22 protein-coding genes are annotated in these 22192 nt (G+C 34.9%); 13 read left to right on the top strand and 9 right to left on the bottom strand.

What is annotated here, in order from left to right; genetic code table 11:
- Positions 1 to 4 precede the first annotated feature (4 nt).
- Both ABID42_RS06775 and ABID42_RS06780 read left to right on the top strand, forming a co-directional pair.
- The gene (locus ABID42_RS06775) at positions 5 to 1336 is read left to right on the top strand and encodes a tetratricopeptide repeat protein (protein WP_367282989.1); all 1332 of its coding nucleotides are present in this window, start codon (positions 5 to 7) and stop codon (positions 1334 to 1336) included.
- Between the two features lie 533 nt (positions 1337 to 1869).
- Entirely contained in the window at positions 1870 to 3249 is a 1380-nt protein-coding gene (locus ABID42_RS06780; RefSeq protein ID WP_367282990.1) for a PAS domain S-box protein, read from the top strand.
- 288 nt (positions 3250 to 3537) lie between these two features.
- Here the strand turns inward: ABID42_RS06780 and ABID42_RS06785 are convergent, their stop codons facing one another.
- The gene (locus tag ABID42_RS06785; RefSeq protein WP_367282991.1) at positions 3538 to 4515 is read right to left on the bottom strand and encodes a GlxA family transcriptional regulator; all 978 of its coding nucleotides are present in this window, start codon (positions 4513 to 4515) and stop codon (positions 3538 to 3540) included.
- A 123-nt stretch (positions 4516 to 4638) separates the two neighbouring features.
- Here ABID42_RS06785 and ABID42_RS06790 point away from each other — a divergent pair, with 123 nt between their 5' ends.
- The 6 genes from ABID42_RS06790 to ABID42_RS06815 all read left to right on the top strand — a co-directional run bounded on the left by ABID42_RS06790 (position 4639) and on the right by ABID42_RS06815 (position 7610).
- The gene (locus ABID42_RS06790; RefSeq protein WP_367282992.1) at positions 4639 to 5064 is read left to right on the top strand and encodes an SRPBCC domain-containing protein; all 426 of its coding nucleotides are present in this window, start codon (positions 4639 to 4641) and stop codon (positions 5062 to 5064) included.
- Between the two features lie 15 nt (positions 5065 to 5079).
- On the top strand, positions 5080 to 5919 hold the full coding sequence (locus ABID42_RS06795) for a VOC family protein (protein WP_367282993.1): 840 nt from the start codon (positions 5080 to 5082) through the stop codon (positions 5917 to 5919).
- A gap of 70 nt (positions 5920 to 5989) precedes the next feature.
- Positions 5990 to 6430, top strand: a complete 441-nt coding sequence (locus tag ABID42_RS06800) for a VOC family protein (RefSeq protein ID WP_323260269.1) — start codon at positions 5990 to 5992, stop codon at positions 6428 to 6430.
- Positions 6417 to 6788 carry a DoxX family protein gene (locus ABID42_RS06805; RefSeq protein ID WP_323260271.1) on the top strand — a complete coding sequence of 124 codons (372 nt, stop codon included), beginning with the start codon at positions 6417 to 6419 and terminating at the stop codon, positions 6786 to 6788. The genes ABID42_RS06800 and ABID42_RS06805 overlap by 14 nt, the downstream gene beginning before the upstream one ends.
- Before the next feature lie 16 nt (positions 6789 to 6804).
- A complete protein-coding gene (locus ABID42_RS06810; protein ID WP_323260273.1) occupies positions 6805 to 7167 on the top strand; it encodes an iron chaperone in 363 nt (120 codons plus the stop codon).
- A 26-nt stretch (positions 7168 to 7193) separates the two neighbouring features.
- Positions 7194 to 7610, top strand: a complete 417-nt coding sequence (locus ABID42_RS06815) for a DUF1801 domain-containing protein (RefSeq protein ID WP_367282994.1) — start codon at positions 7194 to 7196, stop codon at positions 7608 to 7610.
- Between the two features lie 355 nt (positions 7611 to 7965).
- Here ABID42_RS06815 and ABID42_RS06820 read toward each other — a convergent pair whose 3' ends face one another.
- The 5 genes from ABID42_RS06820 to alaS form a co-directional block, all read right to left on the bottom strand.
- On the bottom strand, positions 7966 to 8445 hold the full coding sequence (locus ABID42_RS06820) for a DUF4199 domain-containing protein (protein WP_367282995.1): 480 nt from the start codon (positions 8443 to 8445) through the stop codon (positions 7966 to 7968).
- A gap of 59 nt (positions 8446 to 8504) precedes the next feature.
- Positions 8505 to 8984 (bottom strand): NUDIX domain-containing protein, encoded by a 480-nt coding sequence (locus ABID42_RS06825; protein WP_367282996.1) that lies wholly within the window; start codon positions 8982 to 8984, stop codon positions 8505 to 8507.
- A gap of 24 nt (positions 8985 to 9008) precedes the next feature.
- Entirely contained in the window at positions 9009 to 9884 is an 876-nt protein-coding gene (locus tag ABID42_RS06830; protein WP_367282997.1) for a hypothetical protein, read from the bottom strand.
- A gap of 120 nt (positions 9885 to 10004) precedes the next feature.
- Positions 10005 to 11009, bottom strand: a complete 1005-nt coding sequence (locus ABID42_RS06835) for an aminodeoxychorismate synthase component I (RefSeq protein ID WP_367282998.1) — start codon at positions 11007 to 11009, stop codon at positions 10005 to 10007.
- Positions 11010 to 11114: 105 nt separating this feature from the next.
- Positions 11115 to 13754, bottom strand: coding sequence for an alanine--tRNA ligase (gene alaS / locus ABID42_RS06840; RefSeq protein WP_367282999.1), 2640 nt, complete (start codon positions 13752 to 13754; stop codon positions 11115 to 11117).
- Positions 13755 to 14033: 279 nt separating this feature from the next.
- Between alaS and ABID42_RS06845 the strand changes: the two genes are divergently transcribed.
- The 3 genes from ABID42_RS06845 (at position 14034) to dprA (ending at position 16560) form a co-directional block, all read left to right on the top strand.
- Positions 14034 to 14921, top strand: coding sequence for an oxygenase MpaB family protein (locus ABID42_RS06845; protein ID WP_367283000.1), 888 nt, complete (start codon positions 14034 to 14036; stop codon positions 14919 to 14921).
- 103 nt (positions 14922 to 15024) lie between these two features.
- Positions 15025 to 15381 carry a MerR family transcriptional regulator gene (locus ABID42_RS06850; protein ID WP_367283001.1) on the top strand — a complete coding sequence of 119 codons (357 nt, stop codon included), beginning with the start codon at positions 15025 to 15027 and terminating at the stop codon, positions 15379 to 15381.
- Positions 15382 to 15441: 60 nt separating this feature from the next.
- Complete coding sequence (gene dprA / locus ABID42_RS06855) at positions 15442 to 16560, top strand: DNA-processing protein DprA (RefSeq protein ID WP_367283002.1); 1119 nt, start codon at positions 15442 to 15444, stop codon at positions 16558 to 16560.
- 190 nt (positions 16561 to 16750) lie between these two features.
- Here dprA and pyrE read toward each other — a convergent pair whose 3' ends face one another.
- A complete protein-coding gene (pyrE, locus tag ABID42_RS06860) occupies positions 16751 to 17389 on the bottom strand; it encodes an orotate phosphoribosyltransferase (protein WP_184133232.1) in 639 nt (212 codons plus the stop codon).
- Positions 17390 to 17526: 137 nt separating this feature from the next.
- Between pyrE and ABID42_RS06865 the strand changes: the two genes are divergently transcribed.
- The gene (locus ABID42_RS06865) at positions 17527 to 18213 is read left to right on the top strand and encodes an NUDIX hydrolase (protein ID WP_323260294.1); all 687 of its coding nucleotides are present in this window, start codon (positions 17527 to 17529) and stop codon (positions 18211 to 18213) included.
- A gap of 2 nt (positions 18214 to 18215) precedes the next feature.
- Here the strand turns inward: ABID42_RS06865 and ABID42_RS06870 are convergent, their stop codons facing one another.
- Positions 18216 to 19652, bottom strand: a complete 1437-nt coding sequence (locus tag ABID42_RS06870; RefSeq protein ID WP_367283003.1) for an ATP-dependent DNA helicase — start codon at positions 19650 to 19652, stop codon at positions 18216 to 18218.
- Between the two features lie 181 nt (positions 19653 to 19833).
- The gene (locus tag ABID42_RS06875; RefSeq protein WP_323329323.1) at positions 19834 to 20469 is read right to left on the bottom strand and encodes a porin family protein; all 636 of its coding nucleotides are present in this window, start codon (positions 20467 to 20469) and stop codon (positions 19834 to 19836) included.
- Positions 20470 to 20684: 215 nt separating this feature from the next.
- Between ABID42_RS06875 and radA the strand changes: the two genes are divergently transcribed.
- A complete protein-coding gene (gene radA, locus ABID42_RS06880) occupies positions 20685 to 22061 on the top strand; it encodes a DNA repair protein RadA (RefSeq protein ID WP_323260299.1) in 1377 nt (458 codons plus the stop codon).
- Positions 22062 to 22192: the final 131 nt, after the last annotated feature.

Here is a 22192-nt window from a genome sequence, read left to right on the forward strand (position 1 = left end):
ACTTATGAAAAAGAGTTTACTTTTCTTATCCTTAGCCTTTTTGCTAATCAGCCACTTTAGTTATTCACAGGGTCAGACTTTCCAAGAGTTAATGGATTTGGGCGTTACACAAAGTCGTCTTGGTAACCATGCGATGGCTCAAAGCTATTTTTCACAAGCAATTGCCCTTAAACCAGATGATGCTGTTGCCTATTATGACCGTGGAGTGACCAAAGCCAATTTGAAAGATAATCGTGGTGCTATCAACGATTTTGATAAAGCAATTGAATTGAACCCAAAATATGCGGAGGCTTATAGTGGTAGAGGGCAAAGTAAAGCTCGTCAAGATGACCACAAAGGTGCTTTGCAAGATTATAACAGAAGCATTGATTTGAATCCTGTTGATGCTAATGCTTATTTTATCCGTGGAATCAGTAAAGCAAAATTAGAAAACTACAAAGGAGCGCTTTCGGATTTTAATAAAACGCTTGATTTAACGCCTGATAATGCTCAAGGACTTTCTTCTCGTGGAACGATTAAACAAAAAATAGAAGACTATAAAGGAAGTTTGGAAGACTTTAACAGAGCTATTGAAATTAGCCCGAAAAGAGCTAGTTCATATTCTGGAAGAGCTTATAGCAAAATGAAAATGAACGACTATAAAGGTGCTATTGCTGATTATAGTAAATCATTGGAATTAGTGCCTGAAGATGCTGAATCTTTGTATTACAGAGGTTTTAGTAAATGTCAATTAGAAGATTTTCAAGGTGCTTTAGGTGATTTCGACCAAGCACTTACTCAAGACCCTGAAAGTGCGAGTGCATATTATGGTCGTGGATTTGCAAAAAGTAGATTAGGTAATACAAAGAGTGCCATTGAAGATTATAACAAAGCAATTGCTATCGGAAATACAGAAAATACGAAAGTAGTTTATACTGGAGCGATTACAAAAGTGATTTTAGATGAGCTTCGTAACAATGTGCAAGAACGTTTGAAAATGTCTGAAATTACTGCACAGCGTTCGGAAGTATATTATAACAGAGGTTTGGCGAAAGCAAAGTCTGGTGATGCTAAAGCTGCTATTGAAGATTATAACAAGGCAATTGCATTAAATCCTACTTATGCAGAAGCGTACTTTACTCGTGGGATGGTGAAATCTCAGATGGGTGACCAAAGAGGTGCGATTCAAGACTGTAATAATGCCATTACTTTGAATCCGAAATATTCTGAAGCTTATTATGTAAGAGGTATCATTCGTCATTCTTTGGGTGATACTGATGGTTGCAATGATTTAAGTAAAGCTGGCGAACTAGGTTTCACAGCAGCTTATGCAGCTATTCGTGATTATTGTAATTAAGACTTGAAGATGCAAGATACAAGAGGCAAGATGTAAGACGAAAGATATAAAATTTGTCTTGTGAAAATTTAGAGATTCAAGATTTGAGCTTTGGAGACAAGGTTTAAATCTTGAATCTTTTTTTTGGGCATTAAAACGATGCTCATGAGTATCGAATTGATTCATTCGAGCATTAAAACGATGCTCATGAGTATCGAATTGATTCATTCGAGCATTAAAATGATGTTCATGAGTATCGAATTGATTCATTCGAGCATTAAAACGATGCTCATGAGTATCGAATTGATTCATTCGAGCATTAAAATGATGCTCATGAGTATCGAATTGATTCATTCGAGCATTAAAACGATGCTCATGAGTATCGAATTGATTCATTCGAGTATTAAAATGATGCTCAGAAGGAGTGAAGGAATTTTATCAAAAATATTTTTCTCACAATCAAAAAAATAAAGAATTACAATTTAATTTGGAGTATATAGCCATTTGGATTAGTTTTAATTAATGGTTTTGGTCTTGATCTTAATTATGTAGTTATGGATAGATATGAACAATCTTTGTATATAGCTGAGGCATTGAAAGTGATATTGGACAATTCTCCTGAAAGTATTGTTTTAATATCTCCCGAACATAAAGTATTAGCCTTTAACAAAGTAATTAAAAAAGTTTTACAGATTTATTTGAACAAAGAAATTGTGGTAGGACATGATTATAGAGATTATGTGCTGGATGCTCACAAGGATTTGTATTTAACTAATTTTGAAAAGGCATCTAAAGGAGGGAAAGTCGTTATTCAAAACGAAACCAAATCTGCACTGGGTTCAATATGGGTAGAATTCACAATGAATCCTACTTATAATGCTGAAGGTGTTTTTTTAGGCGTTACTTTGATGGCTAAAAATATAGATGAGCAGAAAAGAATGGAGTTGGAATTAGAAAACATGGTGGAGACTTTTCAGGCAATTATTGAAAATAATACCGAATCTATTTTACTCCTAAGTGTTGATTACAAAATTTTACAATTCAATAAACCTGCCAAGGAAAGGATTTTTACCAATACCAATAAAGAGCTCAAGATTGGAGCTGACTTCAGAGAATTCATTTATCAAGAACAATCCGAAACATTTTTTACTTCTTTTGCCAATGCCATCAAAGGCAATAATTATGAAATAGAAGTAATGATGGTAGATGGCAATAATGAAAAATATTGGTTTCAGTCCCGAATGTTTCCTGTTTATAAACGTAATGGTGAATTACTCGGTATTTCGCTTTTTGCTTTGAATATTACCGATAAAAAGAAAGCAGAAATTTCATTAAAAGAAAGTGAATCAAAGTTTAGAAGTATTGTAGAAGCCGCCCCAACATCAATGCTGATTGTGGATGAAAAAATGAATATCGTTTTGTCGAATCCTGAAGCTGAAAGTGTTTTTGGCTATACCTTTGAAGAGCTAAAGGACAAAAATATCAAAATGTTGATTCCAGATAGATATCATGACAATCATGTACATTATCAAAAAAACTATTTGAATAACCCAGTACCTTATAAAATGGGGGCAAACAGATTTACACCTGCTATCAGAAAAGACGGTACAGAAATCATTGTTGAAGTGAGTTTAAATAGCTTTGAATTGGGCGATAAACGCCATGTGCTAACGATTATTCAAGATGTTACACAAAGAGTAAAACATGAAAAACAGATTCTTGATCAATTGAATCGACTTAAAGCAATTGCTTGGCAACAGTCGCATGGAGTAAGAAAACCAGTTGCTAATATTTTAGGAATTTGCCACTTGTTAAAGACAGATGCTGAGATAAGTAGTGAAGAAAAAGACTATTATATAGATTTATTATTTCAAGCAACAGAAGAGTTAGATGAAGTAATTCGAAACATCGTTAATTATGCCAACGAGCATTGAAAAGCGAGAAAAGCAAAAGAAATACAAGTCATCCCAAATTTTAAAGTCATAAAAAAGCGGTCGAAATTAGTTTTTCGACCGCTTTTTTATGATTGATGAGTAATGAATTCCTACTGTTTGAGCGGAGCGAGGCGGTTCGCCGCTGCGATTAGGAATTCTTGATTTTTTTGCGGCCGCCGCTGCGGTTACTTTTTGTATCAAGACAAAAAGTAAGGACGAGAACAAATCCAAGAATTTTTAAAATTCGCTATTTAAAGAGAAAATTCGGGATGACTCATGTTCCAAACCTTAATCGGTCGCAATTTTATTATACTTATTTTTATATTCAACAGGGCTAAGTCCTGTTATTTTTTTGAAAGTAGTTCTAAAAGCCTTCGTGTCGGTATAACCAACATCAAACATTACTTCATTGATGTTTTTTCGGCTACTTTCAATACTTCGTTTGGCAGCTTCAATTTTTACTCTTTGAATGTATTCTAATACCGAATTATTGGTCGCTAATTTGAATCGACGTTCAAAACTTCTTCTGCCCAAAGCTACTTTTTCAGCAAGATCTTCTACAGTAAATTTCTCTTCAATGTTACTTTCAATATATACTTGAATTTTTCGGATGGCATCATCCTTATGTTCTTTTTGTCCTTTGAACATCGCAAATGATGATTGACTGGTGCGGTCAATATCAATGGCAAAATACTTAGAAGTAAGAATTGCCGTTTCACGGTCAGCATATTTTTCGATAAGATATAGCAATAAATTCCAACAAGAGTTGGCTCCACCACTCGAATAAATGCCATCTTCATCCGTTACAATTTTTCCATCTTGTAAAATCACTTCTGGAAACATCGTTCTAAATTCATCATTAAATCCCCAATGAGTCGAACATTTTTTGCCATTCACCAAACCCGTTGATGCCAACAAAAATGCCCCAACACAAAGAGAAGCTACTTCCGAACCTTTTTGATGTTGGCTGATAATCCAATCAATAGTACTTTTATTAGCCGAAATACCTTCTTGCATATTGCCAGCCATTGGTGGAATAATGATTAAATCTGTATCGTCAACCTCATTGATAAGTAAGTCAGGAGAAACCACAAAAGGTCCATCAATGATTTGCATTTGCTTTTGTTGTCCGACCAATTTAATATCAAACAGTTTTTCTCTACCCGAATTGATAAGGAACTGATTCACAGTTTCAAACATAAACCGTGAAATAGCTACCACATGGATAGTTGAATGCTCAGGAATTAGAATTGCCACTTTTTTCATAGTACAAATATAGAAAAATACTTTGTCGTAAATTACCCTTCATTTGTCGTTTTTACATCGTTAATTTAGAAAAAGCTTTTGCACATTTGTATCATTAATAATTCATTCAAAAAACCTAACATTATGGAAAGTGTAACAAAGACCAAGATTACCGTAGAAGTTTTAATAAATGCTCCGCTCGAAAAAGTATGGGAGCAATTTAATGGCCCAGCGCACATCATTCATTGGTGTTTTGCTTCAGACGATTGGCATGCACCTGCGGCTGAAAATGATTTCAGAGAAGGCGGAAAAAGTAAAACCGTTATGGCTGCTAAAGATGGAAGTTTTTCTTTTGATTTTGAATGGATTTATACCAAGATAGAAGACTTGGCAATTGTAGAATATGTTTTGGAAGATGGCAGAGAAGTAAGCGTACAATTTGAACAAACAGCCAATGGTGTGAAAGTAACAGAAACTTTTGACCCAGAGCAACAGAATTCTCTTGAACTACAAAGAGGTGGTTGGCAAGCAATTCTTGATAATTTTAAAAAGTACGTAGAACAAAACTAATCCAATTTCATCAACATGTACACAAACGCTATTACTTCATGCTTATGGTTTGACGGACAAGCCAAAGAAGCTGCAACATTTTATGGTGCTGTTTTTAAAAGTAGCAAAATCACATCAGAAAACCCGATGGTTGTCACTTTTGAATTGAATGGAACAAAATTTATGGGACTAAATGGTGGACCGATGTTCAAGATTAATCCGTCTATTTCATTTTTTGTTACTTGTGGGAGCCTCGAAGAAGTGAATGAAATATGGGATAAATTGATTGATGGAGGAAAAGCATTAATGCCTATTGATACTTATCCTTGGAGTGAAAGATATGGCTGGTTACAAGATAAATTTGGTGTAACATGGCAAATCAGTATCGCCAACGACGGTGGAACTGAGCAGAAAATAAGACCATCGATGTTATTCACCAGTAATCAATTTGGTAAAGCCGAGGAGGCAATCAGGCATTATACAAGTATTTTTGGTGATTCAACAACAGATTTACTGATTCTGTATCCAGATGGTGGAGACCATGCAGGTAAAGTAATGTATTCAGAATTTCAGTTGAGTCAACAACCTTTAATTGCGATGGATGGTCCTGGAGTACATGAATATACTTTCAATGAAGGAGTTTCTTTGATGATTAGTTGTGAAACACAGGCGGAAATAGACCATTATTGGTATAAACTTACAGAAGGCGGCGCTGAAAGTATGTGCGGTTGGCTGAAAGATAAATTTGGAGTATCATGGCAAGTTGTACCTTCAATAATAGGTAAACTTATGAGTAATCCCGAAAAAGGAGGACGAGCTATGCAAGCAATCATGAAAATGCGAAAACTTGATATCGAAACATTATTGAACGCATAAACAGAAGTATATCAATGTTTTAAATCGTAGCGAAGAATCGCTCATAATTCAAAACTCTTACTTATCTTAGATGTCAACTATCAGTGCATATTTGAATTTTAACGGAAATTGTCGTGAAGCTATGCACTTTTATCAGCAATGTTTAGGAGGAAAACTTTCTATGCAAACACTCGCTGAACATCCTGATGCCGATAAAATGCCCAAGCAAATGAAAGCTTGCGTACTTCATGCTAGTTTAAGCAGAAAAGGCTTACTAATTATGGGAACCGATATGCTTGGCGACGAAGGTTTGATAAAAGGCAATACCATTTCATTATTATTACATTGCGAAAGTGAAACTGAGATTGAAGATTGTTATCAGAAACTCTCAGAAGGAGGAAAGCAAACACATCCAATTGCGCTAAGTTTTTGGGGAGCTTTATTTGGCGATTTAACTGATAAATTTGGCAATCAATGGCTATTACATTACCAAAAAAATAAACTTAAAACTAATAAACATGAAAACGACTAAAATTACTTTCTGGATTAGTACTTCATTGATTTTCTTATTTATGGGTGTAATGCCAGCGTTGACTGGCCACACGGAGATGGCAAAAGAGGGTACAAGACATTTGGGGTATCCTCAATATTTCGGAATGGCTTTGAACATCTTTAAAATAATAGGCTCACTAGCTTTGATTATTCCACAGATTCCCAAAGTACTTAAAGAATGGGCTTATGCAGGTTTTGTATTTGATATTATTTTTGCAACCATTAGTTTATGGGCAGTTGATGGATTTAATGCAATGCTTTTAGTTCCTGTTATAGTGATGGCTGTTTTATTGGTGTCATATTTTAGCTATCATAAATTACAAAACTCACAATCTTAATTATTGATACTAAGCAATGAAAGTTGTAAATAATATTGATGAATACATTGCCGATTTTCCTGATGAAACGCAAGTGCTTTTAAGGCAAATCCGTGAGACGATAAGCAACGCTGTTCCCGAAGCTACAGAAAAAATAAGTTATGCCATGCCCACTTTTTATTTAAAAGGAAACTTGGTGCATTTTGCTGCATATAAAAATCATATTGGTTTTTACCCAGCCCCATCAGGCATTACAGCATTTCCTGAAGAAATGGTTCATTATAAGTTTTCAAAAGGAGCGGTGCAATTTCCCCTTGATAAACCTTTACCCCTTGAATTTATTAAAAGAGTTGTTGCTTTCAGAGTAGAAGAAAACCTTAAAAAAGCAGTGAAAAAATGAATTCATTGATAGAACTTTAAGCAATCATGGCAAAGAAACCTAAACTTTCTGAGGGAGAGCAAGTGACAGAATATTTTGAAGCGTTGAATCATCCATTGAAGAATGTTGTTCAAGCATTAAGAAAAATTGTACTTTCTGTCGATGAAGAGATTGCTGAACAAATCAAATGGAATTCACCAAGTTTCTATTATACTGGAGCAATGAAACCCTTTGACCCAAAAGAATATAAAAGGGATATTGTTGTGTTCAATCTTCATAAAAATGACTGTGTATTATTGGTTTTTCCGACGGGAGCAACAATAAATGATATATCAGGATTTTTGGGAGGAAAATTTACAGATGCCAGAAAGATTGCTAAATTTATGACTTTAGAGGAAGTAAGTAACAAAGAAATGGCTTTGAAGAAGGTAATAAAAACCTGGTTAAACCAAGTAGATAAATAAAATTGATAGGCTAGGATGACAGAAATAGTAATAGAAATATTCAAAACGAATGTAAGCAACAAGCAAACATCGGACGAAGTATTAAACTTACTCAAGGGCTTTTATCCTCATCTTAAAATAAATTTTGACCTTGATGATTGCGACAATATTTTAAGAGTTCAAGGTCATAACTTTCCTTCAAACCACATCGTTGAGATATTAAGCCAGATGGGACTTTGTTGTGAACGAATAGAGTAATAATAAACACTAAATCCACTCAAATCTGAGTGGATTTAGTGTTTATTATATCGAAAACTAATTTTTAAGAGAAATCTAGGGACATCACTTTACTCATAAACTCTAAACTCATTTACTTTCATTTCTTTCCTCTGGTAAAAATTGCTACAATAGCTGTTGTAATAATTCCCATCAATAAAGCACCGATTAATCCTTCTTTGATATAATTCTCTAAACTAAAGTATTGTTCTGCTTCCACCTGTTTCATCAAACCAGCGCTAACTGAATAGTTAATGGCATTTGGAAAAAACTCAGGCGTGATAATTTCTGTGGTAATAATTTGAGTTAGTGGACTCAAAATCGCAATGATTACACTGATAATTGTACCAGAAACAAAGCCTTGCAGATAAGTCATAGAACCATGATAAAACTTGTTCTTTTTCTCTAATAAAGCAAAAACATACACTGTAATGGCAGGAATGGCGATAAAATTTGTATAGGTAGCATGTTTGTCGATATGAGTACTGTGTAAGCCAGCGAGCTTTTCGAGTAACATCCATATTAAAGACATGGCAACAAATATTATTGCCCATTTGAATTCGAGGGATAGCTTTTTCATGAATTAATTGGTTAAATTGTTAAAATTCATCAAATAGAAAAATTGTCTTTCCAACCGCACTAAATCATTCCTCTTGTATTTAAAAGCTCTTCCAAAGAATTACAAAAAGAAAAAACTCTGTGTACTTCACGAACTGGTTTTGCTTTGATTTCCTCAAAGCTCATCCATTTTACTTCTTGGATAATTTGTTCTTCCAATTCTGGGTCAGTACCTTTTTTGACATTTCCTTTTTCAAGATTTACCATGAAAAATAATTCAATTGCATGTAATGGTGCATCAATAAACTCACTGACAAACATAAAGTTTTCTATAGAGATTTCTGTATGCGTTTCTTCTAAAAACTCTCTTTTTATACCATCTGCTGCATTCTCTCCAAATTGTAAACCACCACCTGGCGGACACCAAAAGGCTGCATTTTCAACAACACCTTGATGTTTTATCATTAAAATTTTATCGTTTTGAACACAAATACCGCATACTCTTACTCGTAATTGTTCACCGTATTGAGCCATCACTTGCTCATGAACTCTGTCTATCATTTTATACTTAGGTTTTGAAAAGAGCTAATTTTTAGCCATTTCTTTATCATGAAGAAGCTTTATATATTTGATACTTCCGGCATTAAATATCTGAATAAAACTTTGTTCTTTCAAACCTTCAGATTGATTAATGTTTAATCTTTCAAAGGTCTGCTTGTTGACCATAAAATTTTGGGGAGAAGTATTTTCTATTTTCTGAAAACCCAACGTTTCATAGCTTCGTCCGTCAGACCAATCTCGGTCAGCATAAGACATCACGTCGTCGGGCTGATACTCATTAGAAAAAGCCTTTAAAAGCTTGTCCATTCCACCAACTACATGATGGTTTTTTAGTGTTGCAAAACGCAATAATTCATAAGAACGAGTACCTGCACGCTCGCCGTATTTCATCGCTCGTCCTGCACTAAAAGTAGCCACAGCAATTAATAATGGCTTATTTTTCTCTTGAATTAGTGCCGAATCTATAAATTTTTCAAGGTACTGAGCTTTCAAAAATAAGCCATATTTGAATTTAGATTTTACCGAAGCCTGCAAATGATTTTCATTTAAAAATACTTCTGCCGTCGGATTATCAATTCTTTCTACAAAGCAATGTCTGGCATTTAGTCGTTTAGAATATCCGCACATAGCCAAAATTCTGGCATTCACTAAAGTTGGATTTTGGACATAAACATCTTCCCAAAGATGAATAATTCTTTGTTCTTGAGACTGAATTTTTTCAGAAAAATCTTTGAAGAAATTGAGAGGAATTGTTGCATTTTGAAAAATTTCAAGTGAAATAAAATGTAAATGCAATTGATAATCAGGTAAATAAATGAGCTCAAAGGGAGAGTCACAAGTCTTTATTTCAAAACTAATTTGATGATTTTCTAATAAAGTATAAATTTCGGATTGCCACACAAGCTTGTGAATTATGAGTTTTGAGTGATAAATTATGAGTGGTTTGTCGCTGCGATTTTAACTATTGACCTTACTCTAATTTCCACTATAAAGTCATGTGTTTTACAGATACGACTCGATTTATTTTGAAGTAAGATATACTTTATCAATCATTTCTTGGTACTCAGATTGTTCGTCAGAAAAAACTGTAATTCCACCGCCACTTTTAAAGATAAGTGAATTGTTTTCCGTTTTTTCGATAAACCGAATCATGACTGAACTGTCTAAATTTTCACCATCAAAAATACCAAAAACGCCAGTATAATACCCTCGTTTATAGTTTTCAGCTTCTTCAATAATGGCTAAGGTCTGAGCTTTAGGCGCACCACAAATAGAACCTGCTGGCAATAATTTGAACAATAAAGTGCCGATTTGCTCATGGAAATTCTCAGGCAATTTCCCGCAAATTTCAGAACTTACTTGTAATAAATCGCCTTCTGAAGTTTGTACTTTACTAATATATCGAAAACGTTCAACCCAAACTTTTTCTGCCACCATACTAATATCATTTCTGATTAAATCAACGATGGTAGCGTGTTCTGCAAGTTCTTTTTTATTATTCAAAATCTCCGTTTCGGCATTGGGAATGTTTGCCGAAATTGTACCTTTCATGGGATGTGAAGAAATGATTCCGTCCTTGATTTTAATAAAAATTTCAGGTGAAAATAGCACAAATTGATTTTTGAAGTACAATTGATATTGAGCCGAGCTACGTTCAAAAATCTCTTTTAAACTCAAATTTACTTTAATAGGAGTGGGCTTGGTAAGGTTTACCAAAAAACTATTTCCACGAATTAAATGGCGTTTTACGATGTCGAACGATTGTTGATATTCCTGAAAACTAATCGGATATTTTTCTAAATAAAGAGGTTTTTCGAGTAATTCTTTTGCTGGATTGAAATTACTTTTGCTCCCAACTTTGTATAAAATATCCTCTTTTTCAACTTCCTCAAGTGGCAAAACTATCGGCTTTTTCATCTCATAGTCAATGATGAAAAGGAAAGGCTTGCGGTCTTTCCCTAAATCATTCATTAACTGAATGGCTTCTTTCGATGCTTGAGATAATATTTGTTTTTTGTAATTCATTTAACACAAAGACCTGCGAGGTTTTTCCTCACAGGTCTTTTAGCTTATTAATAACTATTTTTTAAGAAATAAAAAAGCTCATAACTCAAGGCTCAGAGCTCACAACTAAACCGCACTTTTTCCTTTCTCAATTGCCTTCGCTAACCCTGATACATCTGAACCTCCAGCCGTTGCAAAGAAAGGCTGACCACCGCCACCGCCTTTTACTTCTTTAGCCATATCACGGATGATTTGTCCAGCATTTAAGCTTTTGTCAGCTACCAAATTATCAGCAATCATTACTGCTAATTGTGGTTTGCCAGCTACTTCCGCACCCAAAACGCAATACAAATTATCAATTTTAGCTTTTAATTCATACGCCAATTGTTTCAAGGCATCAGCATTTGGAACAGAAACTACTTCAGCAATTACATTTACTTCACCAACCGCTTGTACTTTCGTTAATAAAGTTTCTTTGATAGCTTGTAATTTTTCAGATTCAAAAGCTTCGATTTTTTTACTTAAAATGGCTTTTTCTTCTAACAAAGCTTTTACGGCTTTAACTACGTCCGCTTGACCTTTGAACAAACCTTTTAATTCGTTTACAATTGCCAATTGTTCTTCAAACATCGCTAAAGCATTTTCGCCTGTGTAAGCTTCAACACGACGAACACCTGCCGAAACCGAACTTTCAGCTACGAATTTAAACAAGCCGATTTGACCTGTCGAAGGCACATGTGTACCACCGCAAAGTTCTACTGAGAAATTCGGGTCGAAAGTGATTACACGGACAAAGTCGCCATATTTTTCTCCAAAAGTAGCTGTTGCACCTGCAGCAATTGCTTCTTGAATGGGTACATTACGTTTTTCGTCTAAAGCAATATTTGCTCTGATTTTGGCATTAACGATGTCTTCGATTTTGCCCAATTCTTCGTCTGTTACTTTCGAGAAGTGCGAGAAGTCGAAACGAGTAAGGTCTTCGTTTTGGTAAGAACCTTTTTGCGAAATATGCGAACCCAATACTTCACGCATCGCCGAAAGCATCAAGTGCGTAGCGGTGTGGTTTGAAGTAATTTTACTTCTGCGTGCTGTATCAATTTTGGCTACTAAAGTTTTGTTGGTAGCGTATTGTTCAACAAATTTCTCGAAATTTTTATCGGTAGAAATATGAATAAACAAATCGTTTTCCTTTTTAGTATCCGAAATTTTGATAGATAAATCTCCTAAAACTAATACACCAGAATCGCCAACTTGTCCACCCATTTCTGCGTAGAAAGGCGTTTTATCTAAAACAATATGGTACTCGCTTCCAGCTTTAGTTTTTACTTTACGGTATTTGATAAGGCTTGCCGACGCTTCTGTTTCGTCGTAACCTACAAATTCAAAGTCGAAATCTTCATCTGAAACAATTGTCCAGTCGGTTGCTTCTTTCGATGAATCTTTACGAGAACGGTCTTTTTGAGCTTGAAGGGCAATTTTGTAGCCTTCTTCGTCGATTGATAAACCATTTTCACGAGCAATCAAAGCTGTTAAATCTGAAGGGAATCCGAAAGTATCATTCAATTCAAAAACGATTTCTCCTGCAATTCTTCCGTTTTTCTCTGTTTCAGCAATGATTTTATCTAATCTTGTCAAACCTGTTTCCAAAGTACGCAAGAAAGAATTTTCTTCTTCCAAAATTACTCTTTCTACAAATTCTTGTTGAGCGACTAATTCAGGGAAAACGCCATCAAATTGTTCAGCCAACAATGGAATAATGCTGTGCATAAACGGCTCACGGAATCCTAAATAAGTATAACCGTAACGCACTGCACGACGCAATATTCTACGAATTACATAACCGGCTTTGTTGTTTGAAGGCAATTGTCCGTCGGCAATCGCAAAAGCAATCGCACGAATATGGTCAGCAATTACTCTTAAAGCAATGTCTTCCCATTTGCCTTCACCGTATTTTTTACCAGCTTTTTCAGCAACAAAATTAATTGTATTAGAAAAAACATCAGTATCATAATTCGATTGTTTGCCTTGAATTGCCATACACAAACGCTCAAAACCCATACCAGTATCTACGTGTTTGGCTGGCAACGAAACCAAAGAACCATCCGCCATGCGTTCAAACTGCATGAATACGTTGTTCCAGATTTCAACCACTTGTGGGTGGTCGGCATTGACTAATTCTTTTCCAGATTTTTTGGCTACTTCTTCCGCATCACGTAAGTCGATATGGATTTCAGAACATGGACCACATGGGCCAGTATCACCCATTTCCCAGAAATTATCTTTTTTATTTCCAAGAATAATACGGTCTTCACCAACCATTGATGCCCAAATATCCCATGCTTCTTGGTCGAAAGGAACGCCGTCTTTTTCATCACCTTGAAACACAGAAACATAAATTCTATCTTTCGGTAATTTGAAAACTTCAGTCAATAATTCCCAAGACCAAGCCAAGGCTTCTTTCTTGAAGTAATCACCAAATGACCAGTTTCCTAACATTTCAAACATGGTGTGGTGGTAAGTATCAAAACCTACGTCCTCAAGGTCGTTGTGTTTACCAGAAACACGCAAACATTTTTGTGTATCGGCAATACGTTTTGATGGAGGCGTACCATTGCCCAAGAAAAAGTCTTTGAACTGAGCCATCCCTGAGTTGTTGAACATCAAGGTAGGGTCGTTTTTTGCAACAAGAGGAGCTGAAGGAACAATTAAGTGACCTTTTGATTTGAAGAAATCTAAAAACTGTTGACGTATTTCTTTGGAAGTCATTATAAAATCGGAATTTGGAATGTCGAAACACAATCGTTCGACAGCATTTTTTAAATTAACCGCAAAATTAGTGAATAGTCTTGGAGAATGTTAGTAAAACAAGAGAAAATGAGAAGATACAGAAAAAATGAAGTTTTTATGGTAATGAATTAATACTTCCGTAGAACGAGTTTCCAACTCGTCCAAACAATTGTATGTATTTTTACAAGTTGAAAACTAGTTTTACTTTTCTTCCTTTTACTTTTGAACTTAAACTTTATCACTCAAAACCATTCCTCCATGAAAAAGTACGCCAAAAAAGCCTTTATTTTTCGTAATCCTGAAATTCAACAAGAAATCGCTTCGCTCAATCCCATCACCGACCATCAGCGAATAGTATATTTGATGACAGCTTATGAATTTCCTTTTGATATGGTGCGGTCTTTAGAATTGGCATTGTTCCATACTTATGCTAGTCCAAGTATTTCAGGACTTTTACAAAGAACTGGCGAGTTTGTAAAAAGAGGACAAAAGCGTTATGACGATACTGGAATCTTGATTGCCCAATTTATGCAAGCTGGTTATGATAGCGAACTAGGCAAAAGAGCGATTGACCAAATGAATAAAATTCATGGGAATTATCGGATTGCGAATGAAGATTATTTACTGGTACTTTCTACATTCGTTTTTTATCCAATCAATTGGATGGAAATAAATGGCTGGCGAAAAATGAGTGAAGATGAAAAATTAGCTTTGTTTATCTTTTTCAAAGAAGTAGCGCAAAGAATGAATTTAACTGATATTCCTGAGGATTTTGAAGCATTAAAAAACTTTGCAGAACATTACGAACAAAAGCATTTTCGTTATGCTGAAAGTAATAAAGTGATTGCTGATGCCACGATAAAAATTGTAGCAAATTGGTTTCCAAGCTTTTTAAGGTTTGCCGTTAAACCTGTTTTTGCAGCTTTGATTACTGAAAAATTAAGAGAAGCCTTTGGCTATAAAAAGCCTTCGACGTTGTTTGGTGAAATATTAAATATGAGTTTCCAAATCAGGAAGTACTTTTTGAAATATGTCACTTTCAAAAAATATCCGACAGAAATCAGCAATACTTATTATCGTACTTATCCAAAACATGAATTTACGATAGAAACTTTAGGTCCAGAGTATTTGACGAAGAAGAAATAATAAGGTTCTCGTAAATCTATCCAAAACTAAAATATCAAGTATTCTACAAAATATCTATCTTTGCTATGTTTCTTAAATCCTTATTTTTGTTTTTTTTTGCCTGATGGAAAGTGTTAACCTAACCAAACGATATTATTCAATTTCAGAAGTTGCCCAGATGTTTGATATGAACATCTCTAAACTTCGTTTTTGGGAAGAGCAATTTCCGTCACTCAATCCTAAGCGTGACCGTTCTGGAGATAGAAAATATACTCAGGAAGACATTAAACACCTTGAAGAAATTGTGGATTTGGTAGAAGGACAAGGTTATACGATTGAAGGAGCAAAGCGAGCTTTAGAAGCAAAAAAACGTAAAAAACAAGAAAATCAAGCAATTATAGATAGATTAGCAGATATTAAAAAGTTTATGCAAGAGCTTCGTGAGGCGATTGATGAAAACAAAGAAGATGTTACTCAATAACCCGAAAGCTAATTTTATTCAAGCTTAAATATTTTTCACTTACAATTCTACCTTATTTTTATGTCTTCTACCGAAAACCTGCAATATCAAATTGCGCTCACATTAATTCCCAAAATTGGGGATGTACTTATTCGTCAACTTATCAGTTATTGTGGCGGAGCAGAACAAGTATTTAAAACACCTGTTGCGAAACTGCTTAAAATTCCCAACATCGGGAAAACATTAGCCCAAAATCTTCAAGATAAATCTGTTCTCGACAAAGCTTCAAAAATTATTGAAGAAGCTGAAAAACAGCAAGTAGCATTGTTGTTTTATACCGATAAAAACTATCCCAATCGTTTAAAACAGCTTTATGATGCGCCTGTTTTGTTGTATTATAAAGGCAAAGCCGATTTGAATCATACCAAAACGGTAGCGATAGTGGGTACTCGTCAATCAACAGAGTACGGAAAAAATGTCACCGAAGAAATCATTGAAGATTTAAAACCTTTTAATCCTTTGGTGATAAGTGGTTTGGCTTATGGCATTGATATTATTGCTCATAAAGCTTGTTTAAAAAACGCTGTTCCTACATTGGGCGTAATGGCAAGTGGGATTGATTTGATTTACCCTTATCAGCATAAAAACGTTTCTATTCAAATGCAAGAAACGGGTGGAATCATCACTGAACAAACCTTTGAAACTCAGCCCGACCCAAGATTTTTTCCTCAAAGAAATAGAATCATTGCTGGAATGGCAGATGTTACCATTGTTGTGGAAGCAGCTGCAAAAGGTGGAGCGTTGATTACGGCAGAGTATGCTAATAACTATCATCGAGATGTTTTTGCCGTGCCGGGACAATTAGGGAAATCTTTTTCAGAAGGTTGTAATAAACTGATTAAAGAAAGAAAAGCTGAGATTTATACCAGCATTCAGGATGTAATAGAAACTTTGAATTGGGATTTAGTTGGTCACGAGAAAAACCAAGTAGTCAAACAAACACTTGATTTAAGTGCTTTCACCGAAGAAGAAAGTCAGATTATGGCTTTACTCCATAAAAATCAAGTGATGGAAATTGATGAAATTGCTTGGCAATCGCAAATTCATATTGCTAAGTTATCGTCATTGTTGTTGAATCTGGAATTTCAAGGAGTACTAAAATCTTTACCGGGGAAGAAGTATGCGATTTCTGTGCGGTAATCGGCTTTCGGATGTCAGCTTTCAGTTTTATGAGGAAACAAAAAACCAATCTAATTTTATTCGAGTAGTAAATGTTTTATGAATGATTGTGTGAATTAAAAATTTGAAAATCAGCATTTTAATTCACAATTACTCACTCACAATTCTCAACTCTTATTTAGATTGGCTTTTTATTTACGTTTTTAGTAAATTATACTTTCCATTCAGAAGGATTATGTCTCCATTCTTGTAAAGTAATTAATTGACTTTCAGAAACATAGTTTTTTGCAACAGCTTCTTTAATCAAAGTATCATAATTACTTAAAGTATAAACTTTTAGGTTTTTCTCTGCAAAGTTTTTGTCCGCAATCTCAAAACCATAAGTAAAAATAGAAACCATTCCTAAAACATTTGCGCCAGCTTCACGCAAAGCATCAACTGCTTTCAGTGAACTTCCACCTGTTGAAACTAAATCTTCAATTAAAACTACTTTTTGTCCAGCTTTAATTTTTCCTTCTATTTGGTTCCCCATGCCATGTTTTTTAGGTTCAGGACGAACATAACAGAAAGGAAGGTCTAACCAATCAGCCACTAATGCGCCTTGTGGAATACCAGCAGTTGCTACACCAGCGATAATATCAACATCACTCCAATACGCCTTCACAGCTGATGCAAGCCCATTTTTGATAGCAGTACGCACTTTAGGATACGAAAGCGTGATTCTATTATCACAGTAAATAGGTGAATTCCAGCCTGATGCCCATTTGAAAGGTTGGTCTGGACTAAGTCGAACAGCTTGAACTTCTAGTAACATAGAAGCGACTGTTTCTGCAAGAGTACGTTGTGCCATTTTGGGGTTTTTGTTAAATCTGTGTGCAAAATTAAAAACTCTCAGTAATGTTTCGTAACAAAAGTTTAATTTTACGATGAAATATAAATTTTGATTTTAATTTACGAGCTAATCATTAAGGATCAATCCAACTAAAAATGATAATTTTCATTAACGAAAGACCAATTAAGGTCATAGGGAAAAAGAAAGCCCAAGCACTTACTTCAACAGAATTTGATCACTTGATAGATGCTCAGTTAGAAGCCATTAAAGCCAATAGTTTGCATGGTCATGTTTTGATTATCAATGTACTTTCTCCGACAATTTCTAGGTTATTCTCTCTCTTAAAAAATGAAGAGCTTCCTAATTTACAATCGATAACGTTAGTTTCAGAAAATAAAGATGCAACAGAAACGCAAATCAAATCTCAATACAAAGTGGTTAGAGCCGCTGGTGGAGTAGTGAGAAATGAAGAAGGTAAAGTGTTGATGATGTATCGCCTCAAAAAATGGGATTTGCCCAAAGGCAAACTTGATAAAGGGGAATCATTCAAAGTAGCTGCCGTGCGTGAAGTAGAAGAAGAATGTAACGTAAAAGCTAGATTAGAAGAAAAAATCTGTACCACATACCATACTTATACTTATAAAAACGAAGCCATTTTGAAACAAACAAAATGGTATTCAATGGAATTAGTTGACGACGCTAAAATGAAACCTCAGTTTGAGGAAGATATAGAAAAATTAGAGTGGATGGATAGAAAACAAATCCACATGGCAATGATAAATTCCTATTATTCGATTCGTTATGTATTAAAAAAATACTTTTACGAAGGCGAAGACAAATGAATTTAATCGAAAAAGTCTGCATGGAAATTCAATAAAAATACTTCATGGGTTGCACGGGTGACAGCCGTGTAAAGCCATCTGATAAAATCTTCATTGATATTTTCGTCGGTTAAATAACCTTGTTCTACAAAAACGGCATTCCATTGTCCACCTTGTGATTTATGACAAGTTAGCGCATACGCAAATTTTACTTGAAGTGCATTCAAATAAGGGTCTTTTCTGATTTCCTCATTCCTGATTTTCTTACTGGCAAAATGCTCATAATCTGCTGAAACGGATTCATACAATGCTTTATTTTCATCTTTAGACATCGCTGGTGTATTCGTATAAAGCGTACTTAGCATTACTTTGGCTTCGATGTGTGGATGTTCTTCATAATCTAATAAACGAAGCGTAAGTGTCGCAAACCTAAATCCGTGCATCTCTTCGATGCCTCTGATTTTCATTACTTCCACAAAATCACCATTTGCTAGAAAACCCGCTGGAGAATCTTCGCCCAACCAATGATAATTGTTTCGGACAATCATCAGCAAATCGCCAGCTGACAATTCATCTTCCATCGAAAAAATTTGCTGACGAATGTATCGATTATACTGAACAGCCGTTTTGTTGGAACGAGTCAGAATGATGGTATTTTCTCTGCCAAATTTTCGATAAGCGTAATTCAAACCATCTTCCAGTTTTTCGCCAGTCATTTTAAAGAAATCCTTAAAACCTTTGGTGTTGAAACTGATTTGAGGTTTTTCGTCTTTCAAAATATTTCTTAGATTCGTCGCATTAAACAAAATGCCAGAATCCGCATCTTGACGCATTACTTCTGTCAATTCTTGTTCCATTATTCCCAAATGAAACTGGCTTTCCATATAACCTTTTTCTAAAGCAGGCGACATTAATTTGCCCACAGGAGGTAATTGAGCAGTATCGCCCACAAAAATTACTTTATTGAAATTATAGTCTAATTCAGGATGCGAGAAAATAAATTTCATTAAATCGGTCAATAATCCGGGCGTGCCAAATTCTGCATCATCCGAAATCATCGAGGCTTCATCAATGATAAAAATTGTTTTGGTAGCGTAATTATTCTGTAATTGAAACTCTAAACTCCCAGTATATTGGTTGGCAACTTGTCGATAAATCTTCTTATGAATGGTCAATGCTTTGGTTTTAGAGTAATTACTCATCACCTTCGCCGCTCTACCAGTAGGAGCAAGTAATATAGCTTTGTAGCCAAATTTAGGTAATACCTTCATAATGGTACTCAATACCGTAGTTTTACCAGTACCCGCATAACCTTTTAATAAAAAACACAGCGGACCAAAATCATCTTGATTAGGAATAAACTTATCCATTTTCTGAAACAAGTCAATTTGCCCATTAGTAGGTTCAAAAGGGAACTTTTGGCGTAGTAGGAAGGAAGGGGTTGGTTTTGGATTTTCCAAGTGTTTAGCTATGAAATGAGTGTTGTCAACACAAAAGTAATCAAAGCACTTGATTGAATGAAGAATGAATTTGAAAATCAAACAACAAAAGTCTTCTAACAATATTAAACAAAAAAAGAGTGCTGATTCTCAAGCGTTTTTGCATGGAAATCAGCACTCATAAAATTGTGATTTGAGAATCTTAGAAAATCTTATAGCCTAGAGTCATTTGCCAAAGGTTTCCTTTTTGGCTATAGTTAACACTTTTTGATAAATCAACTACTGAAGAAATATCTGAAAGACTTCCTTCATAACGTAAATCAACAGACAATGAACCAAGATCAATACCAGCGCCAGCTTGATAGCCATAAGAAGCATTTTTGAACGAATCACCAATGTTGCTAGAATAATTTTTCAAGTCGTCACTAATACTGTTTGATACTTTAAAAGATGCTACAGGACCAGCATTTACACGAAGAGGACCAAATTTGTAACCAATCAACAATGGTACATCAAGACTTGTGTAATCAATTTTTACTGTTTCATAATCAGTAGACGAACCACTTTTTAATAGATTCAAGCTTCCTCCTTTTGCCGAGAAAATTAATTCAGGCTGTACAAAAAACGTTTTTCCTAATCGGAAATATACACCACCAACATAACCAGTTTTGGTATCTAAGCTTTGTTTTAAATTCGCTCCAACCGACTGACTTTCGAAATCAGTTTTTAATTGAGAGAAGTTTACACCACCTTTGATACCGAATGAAATTTGTGCAAAAACGCTACTGGTTTTTACAAAAATTAACAGGGCAACGAGTAAAATGATTTTTTTGTGCATAGTAGTAAAATTTATTTTGTTAGCAAGATAACAGTATATCACCGACCTGAAGTATTTTGTTACCCGTTTTTTTTAGCATAATTTAGTAAACGGTATGTATTTTAAGGTTAAACTTGATAATCAACAAGTAATTATAAGTATAGTCCTAATGGAGGATTTTAAAGAAATAAAGTATAGTTCGTTATCATTTGATAATGAGCTTGTTAAATCATAATATGGCAAAAACTAAAACTTCATTTTTCTGTCAAAACTGTGGAAATCAGGCACCTAAATGGTTGGGTAGATGCCCATCGTGTGGTGAATGGAATACTTTTGTAGAAGAAGTTGTACAGAAAGATGAGCCTCAAAAAGGTTCTTGGAAAGTAAGTACTTCCTTAAAAATTGCTGCAAAGCCAAGAGCAATTCAAGAAATTAATTTTCAGGAGCAAGCAAGAATCTTGACGAAAGATGCAGAACTGAATCGAGTATTGGGCGGTGGAATTGTTTTGGGTTCACTAGTACTTATTGGTGGTGAACCAGGTATTGGTAAATCTACTTTGATGTTGCAAATTGCTTTGATGTTGGATACGCACCGAGTATTGTATGTTTCTGGGGAAGAATCTGAACATCAAATCAAGATGCGAGCGGAACGTTTGGAAAACAAAAGTGACAATTGTTTTATCCTGACGGAAACACAAACGCAAAATATTTTTAAGCAAGTAGAGAATTTTGAACCTGATATTTTGATCATTGATTCAATCCAAACGCTTCAATCTTCATTCATTGAAGCGGGAGCAGGAAGTGTTTCTCAAGTAAAGGAATGTGCGGCTGAACTAATGAAATTTGCGAAAGAATCGGGAACGCCAGTTTTTATTATCGGACATATCACTAAAGATGGTTCTTTGGCTGGTCCAAAGGTTTTGGAACACATGGTGGATACCGTTTTGCAATTTGAAGGCGACCGTCACTTGGCGTATAGAATTTTGCGAACCACCAAAAATCGTTTTGGAAGTACTTCTGAATTAGGGATTTATGAAATGTTAAATTCTGGTTTGAGAGAGGTTTCGAATCCTTCCGAAATTTTGATTTCACAAAGAGATGAAGACTTTTCAGGAATTACGATTGGAGCGATGTTAGAGGGCAATCGTCCTTTATTAATCGAAACACAATCTTTGGTTTCTATTGCTACTTACGGTACTCCACAAAGAAGTTCAACGGGTTTTGATGCTAAACGTTTGAATATGTTGTTGGCAGTCTTGGAAAAAAGGGGAGGTTTCAGATTGGGTAACCAAGATGTTTTCTTGAACATTGCAGGCGGTTTAAAAGTAGAAGACCCAGCGATTGATTTGGCAGTTTGTGCTTCCATTGTATCATCTTATGAAGATATTTCTATTCCGAGTACAATATGTTTTGCGGCAGAAGTAGGTTTGGGCGGAGAAATCAGAGCCGTAAATCGAATTGAAAATCGTATTTCAGAAGCTGAGAAATTAGGCTTCAAAGAAATCTGGATTTCAAAATTCAACGCAAAAGGTTTGGATGTGAATAATTATAAAATCAAAGTAAGAATGGCTTCCAGATTGGATGAAGTATTTATGCAGGTTTTGAGGAAGTAATGCTTTTTCCCAAATCTTTTCCCAATTAATAAATTCTTTGCAACGCTCTGTGTATTTTTGTGAAACATTTAATTTTTAATAGCAAACTCAAATTTCAAGTATTATTGTTCAAAGAAAATTTTTGAACTTAT

The organism is Arcicella rosea, assembly GCF_040543805.1.
GTDB lineage: Bacteria > Bacteroidota > Bacteroidia > Cytophagales > Spirosomataceae > Arcicella > Arcicella rosea.